This is a genomic window from Actinoplanes sp. NPDC049548, assembly GCF_040676695.1.
Lineage (GTDB): Bacteria > Actinomycetota > Actinomycetes > Mycobacteriales > Micromonosporaceae > Actinoplanes.
In genome coordinates this window covers 127,467-141,967 of record NZ_JBFAPM010000001.1, presented here as the reverse complement: position 1 = coordinate 141,967, position 14,501 = coordinate 127,467, and the positions used below count along the sequence as shown (strand labels likewise).

Here is a 14,501-nt window from a genome sequence, read left to right as displayed (position 1 = left end):
CCCATGCGGCTGCGCACCGACGACGACATCTACCGGGCCCGCCTGGTCTACCTCGGCCCGCCCGGATACACCCTGCCCATGCACCTGCCGTACGCGCAGTACGGGATGTTCGTCGTCCTCGTTCCGGTCTTCGTGTTCCTGCACTATCTGATCACCTGGGAGTTCGACGCCTTCCCCGCCTGGGAGATCGCCCTGGCCATGGTGACGACGTCCTACGTCTTCCGGCACGTCGACCCCGACCGGCCGGCCCGGATGGTCATCCGCACCGCACTCACCGACTGGAAGCGCACCCGCGAGCCGGCCGTCGAGCAGCGGGACCCGCGACTTGTCGCCACGCGCATCCGGGTCCGGGAGGAGTTGGTATGACCAGTTACGCCACTCTCGCTGCCAGCCCGAACGGGGCCGTCGCATGACCGCTTCCCCACCGCCCGGGCAGTCCCGCGCGGAGTCGTCCCCCCAGGGCAGGCAAAGTAACGGTGCGCGACCAAACGACTACGCTCCGGAGGACTTCCCGGAGCAGGTCGCGGGGCCCGGACACGGCGCCGTAGCCGTCTTCCAGGCCCCCCAACCGGTACGCCCCCGCACCAACGGCACCCCACCACCGGTCGACCCGATGGACATCGACTCGCCGTTCCTCGACCTGTTCAGCGGCACCGCGCCGCGGCAGGCACCCCCGGTCGAGTCGCCACCGGACGACCCGGACGCGGACTTCGACTTCGGGTTCGACTTCGACGGCGAGGACGCGCGCCGAGCCGCCACGCCGACGTCCCCTGCCGCGCGACCGACCTCCGGAGCTGCCGCGCCGCCGGCCCCCGGGCCTGCCGCGCCGCCCGCCTTCGGACCTGGCACGCCGCCGGCCTCCGCGTCGCCGGCCTTTGAGACTTCCGCGCTGTTGGTCGACCGGCTGCCGGTTACGCCGCCGCCGACTTCCCTTCCGGATTCGTCCGCAGACGACCGCCGTCCTGCGGCTTCGTCTGAGTCGCCGCTTGTGGAGTCGTCGAAGGACGCGGTCGCGGAATCTTCGACGCAGCCGCTTCCGGCTTCTGATCAGGCTTCTCCGACCGGCTCGCTTCCGGCCGCTTCGTCGGCCACTGTGGTGCCCGCGGCCACTTCCTCGCCAGCCGTTCCGCTCGCGGACGGTTCGCCTTCCCTCCAGGAGTCGCCCTCCGCTGTCGAGGCGACTCCGGTCATTGAGGCGTCCATCGAGGCGTCTCCCATCGTCGAGGGATCTCCTGTCATCGAGGCGGAGATCGCTTCGTCGCCGGCCGGGGAGACGCCGACGCGTGACGGGCAGGCATCGGCCGAACCGCCGGCTCACAGCCCGGCATCGCCCTCCGTGCTCGGCGACGAGAAGCCCACCCCAGCCCGGTCGCTCGTCACACCGCCGCCCGCGGTGCCGCCCACCGCTGTCATCCCACCGGTTCATCCCGCTGATCGGCCCGGCGCGCGCCCGGCCGATGCGCCGGTGTCGCCCTTCATGCGGGCGCCCGCGGGACCCGAGGCGGACTTCTCCGACGATGACCTCGGTCTCGACGACTGGCCCGAGGACGTGCGGCCGGGTCGCGGTGCGGCCGGGACCACGGCGCCGCTGTGGCAGCAGGCCGGGGCTTCGCCTGCTCCTGGCGTGCACGAGGTCACGCCGGCCGGCGGTCACCCTTCCACGTCCGCGCCCGGGTTGCCGCAAGCCGGTGGTCCGCTTTCCGGTGCGTCCGGTGGCCCTTCCGGGACATCCGGTCTCGCCCAGGGCGACCCGTTCCCCGCTCCCGCGCCCGGCGTTGCTCCGCTCCCGCCCGGTGTGGCTCAAGCCGGCGCTCCGCTCCCGCCCGGTGTGGCTCAAGCCGGCGCTCCACTCGCGCCCGGTGTGGCTCAGGCCGGCGGCTCGCTCCCGCCCGGTGTGGCTGCTCAGGCCGGCGCTCCGCTCCCGCTCGGTCTGGATCAGGCCGGCGCTCCGGTCCAGCCCGGCCTCGGGCAGGCCGGCGGCTCACTTCCGCCCGGTCTGGATCAGGTCGGTGCACCGCTCCAGTCCGGCCTCGGGCAGGCCGGCGCTGCGCTTCCGTCCGGTGGTGCGGTGGCGGCCACCGCTCCCGGCGTGTACCCGGCCGGGGCGCTTCCGCCGTACTCATCGGATGCGGAGCCTGACCACCATGCCGAGCTGGCGCCGATGCCGGAGAAGGCGCCCGTCAGGAAGAAGGGCCGGCGGAAGAAGGACGAGCCGGCCAACCTGCCCGCCGTTCGCGAGAAGAAGGACGTCAAGCCGGCGGCGCTGCGGCCGCACAAGCTGAAGTTCAGCGACCGGGACCCGGCCATCGAGCTGGAGATCACTGAGATCGCCGGGCACCTGACCTTCACGCAGAGCACCGTGACGGCCTGGTACTACCTGCCCGAGGTGCGCTGGGCGTTCCGGCCCGACGCCGAGCGGGAGGCGCTTCTGTCGGCGATCTCCGAGCAGTACGCCGGCCTCGCGGGCTTCCGCCTGCACCTACGGCGCACCAACCGGCCGTTCCCCGCGGACGAGTGGGCCCGTACCGTCGACTCCCTGACCGCCAAGCCGCTGCCCGACGTGAGCGGCGGAACGTCCTGGTCGGACCATCTCGTCGCCGCCCAGCGGCATCTGCTCTCCGTCAACCATGCCGAGGGGCAGACCTACCTGGGGGTGACGTTCGCACGGCGCTCGCTCGGTGACACGTTCTCCGAGCGCATTCTGCGGATCTTCGGGCGAGGCACCTCCGACAGTGAGCGGCGCAAGCTGGGGCGTACCGTCGAGCAGTTCGACGAGGTGCTCAACGCGTTCGGCATGCGGGGGCGGCGGGTCACTCCGCAGGAGCTCGAGTGGCTGCTGTTCCGCTCGGTCGCGCTCTGCATGGCCCCGCCCGGCCCGCTCTCGCCTGTCTCCAACGGGCATTGGGAACGCGGTGACCTGCTGGCGCTGACCGAGCAGGTGGAGCGGTACCGCACGCCGTACGGTTCCACCGTCAAGCTGGTCAACCGCATGACCGGCGAGGAACGCCACGTCGCGGTGCTGTCGGTCGGCCGCATGGAGCCGCTGGAGATCCCGGAGAAGCACGAGCCGTGGATGCACTTCCACGAGCGGCTGCCGTGGCCGATGGAGCTGTCCTCGCGCATCGACATCCTCGGTCCCAACAGCTCCTTCAAGAACCTCGAGCACCGGCTCCGGATGATCCGCTCGCAGCAGCTGGACTATGCCGAGCACGGCATCGACGCCCCGCCCGAGCTCGAACGCCTCGCCAAGCGCGCCCTGGTCATCGGCGACGAGATGACCACGGGGCTGCCGGTCGAGTCGGCCCGCGCCCACGGCTGGCACCGGATCGCGGTCGGCGGCCGTACCCGTGAGGAATGCCTCGAGCGGGCCCGCCGGCTCATCCAGCTCTACTCCCGCGAACTGCGCATCTCGCTGCAGCACCCGAAGAACCAGGACCAACTCGCCCGCGAGTTCATCCCCGGCGAGCCGATCGCCAACACCGGCTATGTGCGCCGCATGCCGGTCAAACTCCTGGCAGCTGCCCTGCCGCAGGCCGCGTCGACGGTCGGGGACCGCCGGGGAGATCTCATCGGGCGTACGGCGGGAACGTGCCGCCGGCCGGTCTTCCTCGACCTGCACTTCCCCATGGAGGTCCGTGAACGCTCGGGCCTCGGGGTGTTCGTGGCGGAGCCCGGTGGTGGCAAGTCGACCCTCATGGGTGCGCTCGGCTACCTGAACGCCCGCCGTGGTGTGCAGGTCACGCTGCTGGACCCGTCCGGCCCGCTCGCTCGGCTGTGCCAGATGCCGGAGCTGCGGCCGTACAGCAGAGTCTTGAACTTGACCGGCTCCGAGCAGGGGACGCTGGCGCCCTATGCGCTCATCCCGACCCCGGTCCGCACCGAGTTCGCGACCGGCCCGACGGGCGACCGCGAGTACGAGATCGCCGTCTCCAACGCCCGAGCCGAACGCCGCATGCTGGTGCAGGACATCTGCTCCATGCTCGTCCCGCCCCAGGTGGCCAAGGAAGCCTCGACGGCCACGCTGCTGCGCCACGCGGTACGCCAGGTGCCGGCCGAGGAGACCTCCACCCTCGACGACGTCGTGGCGACCCTGCAGGGCCTGGACGACGACGAGGGCAAGGAGCTGGCCAACCTCCTGCTCGACACGGCCGAGATGCCCCTTGCGCTGCTCTTCTTCGGCCGCCCGCCCCAGCACCTGCTCGGCGCCGACTCTGCCCTCACGGTCATCACCATGGCGGGCCTGCGCCTGCCCGACCTGAAGATCGAACGCGAGTACTGGTCGGCCGAGGAATCCCTCGCCCTCCCGATGCTCCACACGGCCCACCGCCTGGCGGTCCGCCGCTGCTACGGCGGCTCCATGTCCTCGAGGAAAATGGTCGGCCTCGACGAAGCCCACTTCATGGAAGGCTGGCGCTCCGGCCGCTCCTTCCTGGTCCGCCTCGCCCGAGACTCCCGCAAATGGAACCTCGCGGCGCTGGTCGCCTCCCAGAACCCCCGCGACATCCTCGGCCTCGACGTCCAGAACCTGGTGTCGACGGTCTTCGTGGGCCGCATCGCCGAGGACCAGGAAATCGCCTCCGAAGCATTGCGCCTGCTCAGAGTCCCGGTCCACGACGGCTACGAGGCAACCCTGGCATCGCTCTCCCAAGCGGACGCCTCCTCCTCCACCCGCCTCGGCTTCCGAGAATTCGTGATGCGCGACGTGGACGGCCGAGTTCAGAAGGTCAGGGTCGACGTCTCGTACGTCGAAGGCCTCCTCGACCACCTGGACACGACGCCGGCCGCGGCGAAAGCAACACCGACCGCCATCCCGTCCTTGTCCGACCTGGAGGTCTGACCATGCTCCGCCGGGCCTGCGCACTGGTCATGACAATGGCGGTAGCGATCGTGGCAAGCATCGCGTGGGCGGTGGTGGCGCCAGCGCCGGCAACGGCGGGACCATTGCGGGCGCCGGGCGGTGCCTGCAGCACGGACGAGTGGAAGCAGGATTTCAAGGCCTGCGTCTCCCGCCTCGCCGAGGTGACCGGCGACCGGGTCAACTGTCTCAACCCACCGACTCCGAGCACCCCCGACTCGGGGCTGGCCGGCTGGTTCGCCGAACGCCCGGAGTCCTCGAAGGCGGACAACGGTCCGCAGGGGATCTACAGCCAGTACGGCTATGCCGGATACGGTTACACGACGTACGACCTGGAAGGCGGCTGCGCTTCCACACTCACCGCGCCGGACTCCAAGTTCGAGACGACGGTCGCGAACGGCGAATTCATGATCGCAACGGCGATCATCGGAGCCTCCAATGCGCTGCGCGAGCGCGCGTGGGACCCGCAATCGCTTTGGGGCTGGGCCGACCCGCTCGTCGAGCAGGCCACAAAGGCGGTCTATGAGAAGGTCTTCAGCGTCTTCGGCGTCATCACCCTCGCCATCGTGGGTCTGTACCTGATCTGGCGGTCACGGCAGGCCGATATGGGTGCCGCGACGACGACTGCGGGGTGGGCCATCCTCATCATGGTGGCGGTCACGGCGATCGCGGCGTGGCCGGTCAAGTCGGCGAACATAGCCGATCAAAGCCTCATCACCACGCTCGGCGTTGTGCACGACGCGGTCGGTCCGCGCGCTCAGGACGGCGACACGACCGCCGGGTGCAAGCTTGGCAAGGCCGATGCGTGTAAAGACGTCCGGCCGCCCGCCGTCCGGGCCAGCGACACCGCGACCGAGACCATGCTGTATCGGAACTGGTTGCGGGGTCTGCTCGGGTCGGCCGACAGCGTCACCGCTCAGCGGTACGGCGCTGCCCTGTACGACGCTCGCTCCTTCACCTGGGATGAAGCGCAGAAGATGCGGGACAACCCGGACACTCGTCAACCGACGATCAAGGGTAAGAGCGACCAGTGGAAGAAGGTCGCGGAACAGATCCGGCAAGAAGACCCTGAGGCGTACGAATACCTCCAGGGCGTAAACGGCATGGACCGGATCGGAGCCGGATTCATTGCCGTGCTGGCGGCCGTCATGTTCGCCATGTTCGATCTGACGGCTTCTCTCCTGGTGCTGCTCGGGTTCTTGATCTTCAGATGGGCGGTCATCGCCGCACCGATTTTGGGCACCGTCGGCCTTCTACGGCCTGCTAGCTCCGGAATCAGACGTCTCGGGAATGCCGTCGTTGCAGCGCTCTTCAACATCGCGATCTTCGGAACGGGAGCCGCGATCTACCTCTTCGCGGTTGATCTGATCATGAATACCGCCAGCCTGCCCGGATGGTTGCAAGTCGTGCTCGTGTGGCTGTGCGGCGTGGTCGGCTGGCTGCTGCTGCGACCTTACCGGCGCATCACTCAGCTCGGCGGCAAGGACAGCACCGCGGCCATCACGTCGGCCGGATCGTGGCACCGTCGGTTCTTCCGAGATATGCGGGAGGCAGCGAAGCTGGACGTCGCCGACGCTGGCGGCACCAATGAGCCGCAGATCGGCAAGGGGCGGACCGTCTTTGTCGAGCAGGGCAACTTGCGCCCCGAGGCACGGCTGGAGGACCCGGCGCATGCTGCCACGGCTCGTGCCGAGCTGACGTCGACTCCTGCACAGTCGGGTGGCGGGGCTACACCGCCTTCGCGTCCCGACGGCACGGAGTCGACTCGCGACGCTCCGGCGACCGAGCGGCGGTCGGTTCCTGTTCCTACCGGCTCAGCCGTGTCGGCAGCGCGGCAGCGACGGACGTCGACGTGGACTGAGCCCGACGTAGCAGAGTCGCCCTCCTCCTACGCCATCTACCGGCCCGAGACGGGAAGCACCACCCGCGAGCCGGCATCGCCGCGGATACGCACCGAGGCCCGGTGATCGATCATGCCGAGGCTCCTCGAACGCGGCCTCACCGGGCTTTTCCGGTCGCGGTGGGGCATAGCCCTGGTGATCGCCGTGCTGGTGTTGGCGGTCGTCGGCATCGGCAGGCTGTTCTCCGACGGCTCGGGCGGCGGACAACTGCTTGAACCCGTGCCCACCGGTCCGACGGTCAGCGTCGATCCCAGTCACGACGACGACGGCGTCATCGTCGATGACGATCCGCCGCCGTCGCCCACCGTCAAGGCCGGAACCGCCTCGCCGGAGGCCGTCGCGTACGCGTTCGCCTCGGCCTGGGTCGACCACAAGAACGTGTCCGCCAAAACCTGGCACGACGGTATCCTGCCCAACTCGACGAAGAACCTGTCCGAGCAGCTCAACGGCGTCAATCCTGCCGACGTGCCCGCCGATCGGGTCGTCGGGCGGCCCACGATCGTGCCGATCGGCGACGGGCTGGTCAACGCGGTGGTGACGGTGAACTCCGGCAAGCTGACCTTGCAGATGGTGTCCCCGGACGGCAAATGGCTGGTCGACGGCGTCGACTGGGAGGCGGCGTGACGGCGCTGCGGCGGCCCAGACGGGTCGCCCTCCTGGTCGCCCTCGTGGCGACCCTGGCCCTGCTGTGCTGCGGCGGCAGCGTGACCGCGATCCTGTTCAGCAGCTTCAACGACAAAGGCGACGACCTGAGCCTGTTCAGTTCGGGTTGCGGCACGGGCGGTCCTATCGACCCGGACAGCAAACTACCTCGAGTGCGGCCCTACGGACCGGCACAGCTCAGGAACGCGGCGATCATTATCAACGTCGGCGCCGAGCTGAAGATGCCTCCCCGCGCCTGGGTGATCGCGGTGGCCACGGCGATGCAGGAGTCCCGGCTCACCAACCTCGGAAACCTGGGAGCCCGTAACGACCACGACTCGCTCGGCCTCTTCCAGCAGCGGCCGAGCAGTGGCTGGGGCACCCCGGCCGAGGTGACCGACCCGAAATACGCCGCGACGAAGTTCTACGAGAAGCTCAAGACGATCGACGGCTGGGAGTCGATGTCGCTGACCCGTGCCGCCCAGAGTGTGCAGATCAGCGCCTACCCGGACGCCTATGCCAAGCACGAGCCCATCGCCACCCAGATCGTGAATCTCCTGGCCGACGGTGCGGCCAACGCTGTCGGCAACTCCGTCTCGATGGTATGCGCGTCGGCAGCCGACATCGCGGCTTCCGGATGGACGAACCCGTTGGCCGTCAAGGCGCCCCGGGGACAACAGTGGAACGTCGGCTCCGGTTTCCGCACGGCAAGCCGTCCGCACCATCAGGGGGTCGACCTCATCGTCGATCTGAGAACACCGGTGCGCTCGGTCGCCAGCGGCGTCATCTCCCGCATCAAGTGCGACGAGACGTTCAGCGGGAAGAAGGACTGCGACCGGCCTGGCTACCCCGGCAAAGGCGGGTGTGGCTGGATGCTGGAGATCCGGCACGCCGGAAACATCATGACCCGCTACTGTCACCTGGTGCAACGACCCGATCTCAAGGTAGGCCAGCGGGTAGCCGCCGGCCAGGTCGTTGCTCTCAGCGGTACGAGCGGAAACTCGTCCGGTCCCCACCTGCACTTCGAGGTGCATCTCAACAACGACCGCTCGAGCGCCAGCGCCGTCGACCCGGTGCAATTCATGGCGCAGCGTGGTTCACCGCTCGGTGGATCGCAGTGATGGGCGGAGGCATGCCCGACCCGTTCGCGGGCAGTTCCGGCTGGGCGCCCGAGCCACCGCGGCCGATCGTCCCGACACCCGCCATGATGGCAGGCTCCCTGCGCGGCAGGCGGGTCTTGATCGGCTTGCCCGGCCACGGCTGGCGTGGGGACTTGCGGGCGGACGAGAAGGTGGTTCAGGGCAGTCGCACGTACGTGCCGGTCATGCCGGAGGCTGAGTGGTACCGCGCCGAGGCCGAGCAGACGGAGGTCTTCGCTCCGCTGGTCCCCGTCGAGCGGGTGTGGGTTGAAGAGTTGGGTGTCGCAGGAATTGCGGCCAAATCTGCAGACGTGATGTCCCGCTTGGTGTCCCTGGACGACCCACCGCGCCGTAATCCGGTCTCGGCGCTGGATGCGGACACACTTACCGGTCGTCGTGTCATACACGTACTTGAAGACGCGGGCGAGCGCCGGGACCTACGCGCAGTCACCGAGCTCCACACCAGCGAGGATGGCGACATCTGCGCTCGCGTCGCCGCGGAGCTGGATTGGTATCGCTGGGCCTGGAGCGGCAAGGCCCCGAAGACCCTCGCGGTTCCAGTGCATCTGCTCTGGGTGGAATGAGTCAGCCGACAGGAACCGCACCACAAACGCGCCAGCCGTCTTGATCCACCATGGGGAACCGCCAGCCGTCGGTTGTCCTCTCGCTGCCGTCGGAGATTGTCCGACGGATGTCGGTACTCACCGATGTCTGCCCGTTCTCGGTCGCCACCGTCAAACTGGTCCAATCGACCCGAATTCCGATGGAGAACCGTTCCTCACGGCTTTGGATGTCGGTCCGGAAGGCGTCGAGCCGCGACAGATCGAGCCCTTCCTTGCACGTGAAGAGGGACGCTTCCTGGTCGTTCCGATTGACCAGGTAGGCGCGCAGGAAGCTGTCGACCACCGCGTCCGGGGCTGTTCTTTTGATTTCTGTGGCTTCGTCGTACAGGGAGATGAAGACGCCGACTCCGCCCAGGCAGAGGAGGGCCATGATGCCCGCTGCCATTGCCAGGATCAGCCGGATCCGGCGGTTCCGGGGCTTTGCCGGGGTGGCCGCCGGGGCCGGGGGTGGGACCGCCGGCGGGGTGGGTGGGGTTGTCGGCTGCACGCTTACCACGTTAGTGGGTTCCGGTGTGGACTTCGCCACCATCGGGCTTCCGCACCGCGGAGGGTCGGGGGTGGCGGACCTGGGAAGATTGGCCATCGGCTGCGCAGCGCGGATGGCTGGGCGTTCGCAGGGTACGGTTTGAGCGCACACACGGAGGTGAGGCGGTGGATTCGACGGGGCGGACCGCTCAGGCCGCTGCCCTGCACCGCCAGGCGGAGGCCACCGTTGCAGCGGCCGCTGCTGCGTTGGAGGGGCAGGTTCCTCCTGCTGCGGATTCGTTGGAGCAGCATCGGCTGGCTGAGGAGTTGCGGGCTGCTGCCGGGGAGTTGGCTCCGGGGTGGCTGGGGTCGCCGTTGGATGCGCTGGCTGCCAACACTCCGCTCGGGGGTGCGTACCCTCCGCTGTTTGTTCGGTTGGGGGTGGCGCAGCCGCTCGATGATGCTCGGTTTCCCGCTGTTGTTCCGCTGCTCGGCAGCGGGCATTTGACCGTTGATGCCGATGCTCGCGATCCGCGGGTGGCCGGGTTGTTGCGCTGCCTTCTGCTTCGCCTTCTGGCTGCCGCGCCGGCGGGGTCGTTGTTGGTCCGGGCGGTTGACGGTACGGGCGGAGGCACCGTTTTCGCCCCCTTCGCTCCTCTGGCCGATGCGGGGCTTCTCTCGCCTCCCGCCACCGATCGGGCCGGGTTGCGGGATGTGCTGTCCGAGGCGGAGAAGTGGCTTCGGCCGGTGCGCGCGCAGGCGAGTCGGCGGAGTCGGCGGGATCGGATGATGCTGGTGGTCATCGCCAGCCTGCCCGAGCTGACCGAGGGCGGGGATCTGGTGCGTATCGCCGCGTTGGCGCAGCAGGGGCCCGAGTCGGGGTTGCATCTGATCGTGGCCGGGTGGCCGCCGCCGCCGTTGACCGCGGAGACCACTCAGCCGCCGTTGCCGCGGACCACCCAGGTGTCGTTGCGGAATCCGTACGCGGTGGTGGGGAATCCGCCCGGGGGCACGTTCGGGTCGACGCCCGAGGCGGTGTGGTTGAACGCTCCGGTTTTCCTGGACGAGGATCCGCCGCCGCATCTGGTGGACGCTGTCTGCCGGGAGCTGGCTGCGCATTCGGCGGCTGCCTCGCAGTTGACGCTTGCCGATCTGTTGCCGGAGCCGTCGGCTCAGCAGGTGGGTGACGCGGCGGACGGGCTGGGCACGACCGTGGGGCATGACGGGGATACGCCGGTCGTGCTGCAGTTCAACGACCTTACTCCACACTGGATGGTCGGAGGGCGGTCCGGCGCCGGGAAGACGGCTTTTCTCATCAATGTCCTGTACGGGCTGGGCGCCCGGTACAGCCCCGACGAGCTGAGCCTCTACCTGCTCGACTTCAAGGAGGGGGTCTCGTTCGCCGAGTTCGTGCCGACCGCGCGGGACCGCACCTGGTTGCCGCACGCGCGGGCCGTCGGTGTCGAGTCCGACCGGGAGTACGGGCTGGCGGTGCTGCGGGAGCTCGACGCCGAGATGACGCGGCGGTCGGTGGCGTACAAGCGGGCCGGTGTGACCCGGTTCGCCGACCTGCGCGCGGTGGCGGCCGAGGAGGGGCGCGGCAAGCCGATGCCTCGGGTGTTGTGCGTCATCGACGAGTTCCAGGTGCTGCTCGCCGGCAACGATCCGACTGCCACCGAGGCCGTGCAGCTGCTGGAGTCGCTGGCGCGCAAGGGTCGCTCGTACGGGATCCATCTGGTCCTGGCGAGCCAGACCGTCCTGGGCGTCGAGGCCCTGTACGCGAAGCGTGACTCGATCTTCGGCCAGTTCCCGGTCCGGATCGCGCTGCCGGGTGGCGGGGACGTGCTGGAGCCCACCAACGACTCGGCGGCCGGGCTGCCGCTGGGCACCGCCGTCGTCAACACGGCCGGCGGGCTGGGCGGTCCGCGGGGTGCGACCCGCGGGCACGAGCGCATCGTGCGGTTCCCGGACCCGCACGCCGACCGGGACGTGCTCAGCGACCTGCGGCACAAGCTGTGGGGAGCGCGCGACCAGGAGGCGCTGCCGCCGCGGATCTTCGCCGGGTACGCCCGTCAGCACCTCGCCGACGACCCGACCTACCGCGCGGCGCTGGCCGGGCGTGCCGGGCGCCCCTCGGCGCTCGTCGGGCGGGTCATCGACGTGAACCTGTCCACGGCGGCGTTCCCGCTGGACGCCTCGCCCGGCCGGCACCTGGCGATCTTCGGGTCCCAGCCGGCCGGTGCCGAGGTGCTGGAGGCGGCGGCTCGCAGCATCGCCGCGTTCCACGGCCCGCGGACAGCCCGGTTCGTGATCTGCTCGTTGGTCGCCGAGGGTGACGAGCCGGCCAAGGAGCTCGCCGCGGAGATCGGCCACCGGCAGGAGGTGGCCGTGGTCGACGCGGCCGGGCTGGCGGCGGAGCTGGATTTGGAGCGGCCCGGGTACCGCATCGTGTTCGGCATGGACGCGGCCAGCCCCGGCACCCTGCCCACGCTGCGCCGGGTGCTGCGGGAAGGGCCGAGCCACGGGGTGCACCTGTTGTCGTGGTGGCGGGGCCTGCGCCGGTTCGGGGAGGAGACCGGCGGCAGCACGGGCCGCGAGGACGTGGCGGGCCTCGTCTTCCTCAACATCCCGCAGCAGGAGGTGTGTCTGATGCTGGGGAAGAACCTCGACTGGCAGCCACGGGAGAACCGCGCGCTGCTGCACGACCGGCACTCCGACCGTACCGTGACGATCGTGCCCTTCGCCCGCCCCGAGGCCGAGCGATGAGCGACGAACGGGGGCCGTGGGACGACTACCTGGCCGCCGCGCAGCGGCTGGACGCCGTGCGCCGCGCCGCGAGTGCGGCGGCGGGTGAGCAGGCGGCGACGCTGCAGGCGGCCCAGCAGGAGCTTGCTTCGGTACGGGCGAGGCTGGCGCCGCAGCGCTCCCGGCTGGTGTCGGACCTCGGGGTGCCGGAGGCGCAGCTGATCCCGCAGCCGGCCGAGCAGGCGCTGGCCGCGCAGGCGGTCGCGGGCGGCCCGGCGGCGATACTCGCGGCGTTGCGACAGGCGAGGGCGACCGCCGATGCAGCCGACGCCGGCATGCTGGGTCCCGGCCCGGGCGCACCGCTGCGGCCGTGGGCGCGCAACCTGCTGGTGTACGGCCCGTTCGCGGCGGCCGTGCTGATCGTCCAGATAGTGCTCTACCTGGTCGCGCCCTCCGGTTCCCTGCCGACGTACGCGCTGTTGTGCGGCCTGAGCCTGCCGCTGCTGGCGTACGGGCTGGGCTGGCTGACGATCGGCTTCGTCTACGGCGGCGGCCCGGAGAAGGTGGACCGGACGCCGATCGTGGGGGCGGTCACCTGCCTGACCCCGGTGCTGCTGACGTGCATGGGCGTCGGCCTGCTGGCGTTCATCCGATAGCAGAGGACCGGCACGAGCGTCGGGCTGCCGGCGTTCGTCCGATAGCAGAGGTCGGCATGGTCCGACAGAGGGGGCCGGCATGGCCAGCGTCGAGGAGATCAAGGCGAACGTGGCGGCGTCGGTGGACGGCACGCAGCGCGCGGTGACCGGCATCCAGCAGGTCGGCGACCAGCTGGACGACGCGCTGGCGCGCTTGCGGATCACAGCGATCGGCTCGTTGCACCCGTCGATCGCGACCGCCATCGCCCAGCTCGAGCAGGCCCGCACCCGCCTGGACGAGGCGGCCACCCTGGCTCGCGCGGCGATGGACAGCGCGGACACCTACCGCATGATCGTCTGACGGGAAGCTCCAGTGGCGGACGAGAGCGCGCCGCACCCACCGTGGTTCCTGGTGGACCGCGAGGTCAGGCGTCCGGGAGGGCCGCGGTGAGGTCGACTTCGACGAGCTGCCCTGGGTAGCCCAGCGCCGCCACGCCCAGCAGCGTGCTCGCCGTCGTGAACGCCGGGGCCAGCTCGGAGGCGTTCAGCCGCCGCCATACCTGGGCGAGCACGGCGCTGTCGGGGCTCACCACGTACACGATCGAGCGGACCACGTCCGACGGCCTGGCGCCCGCGGCCTCGAGGACGGCGAGGCAGTTGCTGATGACCTGGTCCGTCTGGGCGGCGTAGTCGCCCGGCGGGCCGACCACGGTGCCGTCGAGGTCGAGCGGGCACTGGCCGGCGAGGTGGGCGAGGCGGCCGGCGGCGGAGATGGTGACGTGGCTGTAGCCGGCCGGTTCGTGGACTGTCGGAGGGTTCAACCTCTCAACGGGCATTTATCAACGCCATGGCCTCGGCGCGGACCTTGCCGTCGCTCTGGAAGGCGCCGCGGACCGCCGACGTGACCGTGCGGGCGCCGACCTTGCGGATGCCGCGCATCTCCATGCAGAGGTGCTCGCACTCCAGCACCACGATGACGCCGCGCGGGTCGAGGCGGTCCATCAGCAGGTCGGCGATCTGGGAGGTGAGGCGTTCCTGGACCTGGGGACGGCGGGCGTACACCTCGACGAGGCGGGCGAGCTTGGACAGGCCGGTGATGCGGCCGTCGGCGCCGGGGATGTAGCCGATGTGGGCGACGCCCTTGAACGGCAGGAGGTGGTGCTCGCAGAGGCTCATCACCTCGATGTCGCGCACGAGGACGAGCTCCTCGTGGTTGGCCTCGAACGTGGTGGTGAGCACCTTGGCGGGGTCGACGCGGAGGCCGGCGAACAGCTCCGCGTACGCCCGGGCCACCCGCGCCGGGGTGCGCTCGAGACCGTCACGGTCCGGGTCCTCGCCGAGGGCGACGAGGATCTCCCGGACCGCTTTCTCGATGCGGGCCAGGTCGACGGCCTGCTCGACCGGCGCACCGGTCAGCTTGCCGTCGACCAGGCGCGCGGCGAGGTAGTCGAGCTCGTCGGAGTCGTCCGGCTCCGTCGAGCTGGTGTCGATAGCGC

General features: G+C 70.1%; 12 protein-coding genes. 9 read left to right on the top strand and 3 right to left on the bottom strand.

Annotated elements, in window-relative coordinates; genetic code table 11:
• Positions 1–3 precede the first annotated feature (3 nt).
• The 6 genes from AB0J80_RS00640 to AB0J80_RS00615 all read left to right on the top strand — a co-directional run bounded on the left by AB0J80_RS00640 (position 4) and on the right by AB0J80_RS00615 (position 9,121).
• Positions 4–366: a hypothetical protein gene (locus AB0J80_RS00640; RefSeq protein ID WP_071805424.1), complete on the top strand. Its 363-nt coding sequence runs from the start codon at positions 4–6 to the stop codon at positions 364–366.
• A gap of 1,258 nt (positions 367–1,624) precedes the next feature.
• A complete protein-coding gene (locus AB0J80_RS00635) occupies positions 1,625–4,837 on the top strand; it encodes an ATP-binding protein (protein ID WP_364700114.1) in 3,213 nt (1,070 codons plus the stop codon).
• 2 nt (positions 4,838–4,839) lie between these two features.
• The gene (locus tag AB0J80_RS00630) at positions 4,840–6,822 is read left to right on the top strand and encodes an MFS transporter (RefSeq protein WP_364698795.1); all 1,983 of its coding nucleotides are present in this window, start codon (positions 4,840–4,842) and stop codon (positions 6,820–6,822) included.
• A 6-nt stretch (positions 6,823–6,828) separates the two neighbouring features.
• Entirely contained in the window at positions 6,829–7,380 is a 552-nt protein-coding gene (locus AB0J80_RS00625) for a hypothetical protein (RefSeq protein WP_364698794.1), read from the top strand.
• Entirely contained in the window at positions 7,344–8,519 is a 1,176-nt protein-coding gene (locus AB0J80_RS00620; RefSeq protein ID WP_364698792.1) for a M23 family metallopeptidase, read from the top strand. Before AB0J80_RS00625 ends, AB0J80_RS00620 begins: the two co-directional genes overlap by 37 nt.
• A complete protein-coding gene (locus tag AB0J80_RS00615) occupies positions 8,519–9,121 on the top strand; it encodes a hypothetical protein (protein WP_364698790.1) in 603 nt (200 codons plus the stop codon). Before AB0J80_RS00620 ends, AB0J80_RS00615 begins: the two co-directional genes overlap by 1 nt.
• A 1-nt stretch (position 9,122) precedes the next feature.
• Here the strand turns inward: AB0J80_RS00615 and AB0J80_RS00610 are convergent, their stop codons facing one another.
• Positions 9,123–9,647 carry a hypothetical protein gene (locus tag AB0J80_RS00610; RefSeq protein WP_364698788.1) on the bottom strand — a complete coding sequence of 175 codons (525 nt, stop codon included), beginning with the start codon at positions 9,645–9,647 and terminating at the stop codon, positions 9,123–9,125.
• A 164-nt stretch (positions 9,648–9,811) separates the two neighbouring features.
• Here AB0J80_RS00610 and AB0J80_RS00605 point away from each other — a divergent pair, with 164 nt between their 5' ends.
• The 3 genes from AB0J80_RS00605 (at position 9,812) to AB0J80_RS00595 (ending at position 13,366) form a co-directional block, all read left to right on the top strand.
• A complete protein-coding gene (locus tag AB0J80_RS00605; RefSeq protein WP_364698786.1) occupies positions 9,812–12,391 on the top strand; it encodes an FtsK/SpoIIIE domain-containing protein in 2,580 nt (859 codons plus the stop codon).
• Positions 12,388–13,026 (top strand): hypothetical protein, encoded by a 639-nt coding sequence (locus AB0J80_RS00600; protein ID WP_364698784.1) that lies wholly within the window; start codon positions 12,388–12,390, stop codon positions 13,024–13,026. The genes AB0J80_RS00605 and AB0J80_RS00600 overlap by 4 nt, the downstream gene beginning before the upstream one ends.
• A gap of 79 nt (positions 13,027–13,105) precedes the next feature.
• A complete protein-coding gene (locus AB0J80_RS00595) occupies positions 13,106–13,366 on the top strand; it encodes a hypothetical protein (RefSeq protein WP_364698782.1) in 261 nt (86 codons plus the stop codon).
• A gap of 64 nt (positions 13,367–13,430) precedes the next feature.
• Here AB0J80_RS00595 and AB0J80_RS00590 read toward each other — a convergent pair whose 3' ends face one another.
• Both AB0J80_RS00590 and folE read right to left on the bottom strand, forming a co-directional pair.
• Complete coding sequence (locus AB0J80_RS00590; RefSeq protein ID WP_364698780.1) at positions 13,431–13,826, bottom strand: RidA family protein; 396 nt, start codon at positions 13,824–13,826, stop codon at positions 13,431–13,433.
• Positions 13,827–13,830: 4 nt separating this feature from the next.
• A complete protein-coding gene (gene folE / locus AB0J80_RS00585) occupies positions 13,831–14,496 on the bottom strand; it encodes a GTP cyclohydrolase I FolE (RefSeq protein ID WP_364700113.1) in 666 nt (221 codons plus the stop codon).
• Positions 14,497–14,501: the final 5 nt, after the last annotated feature.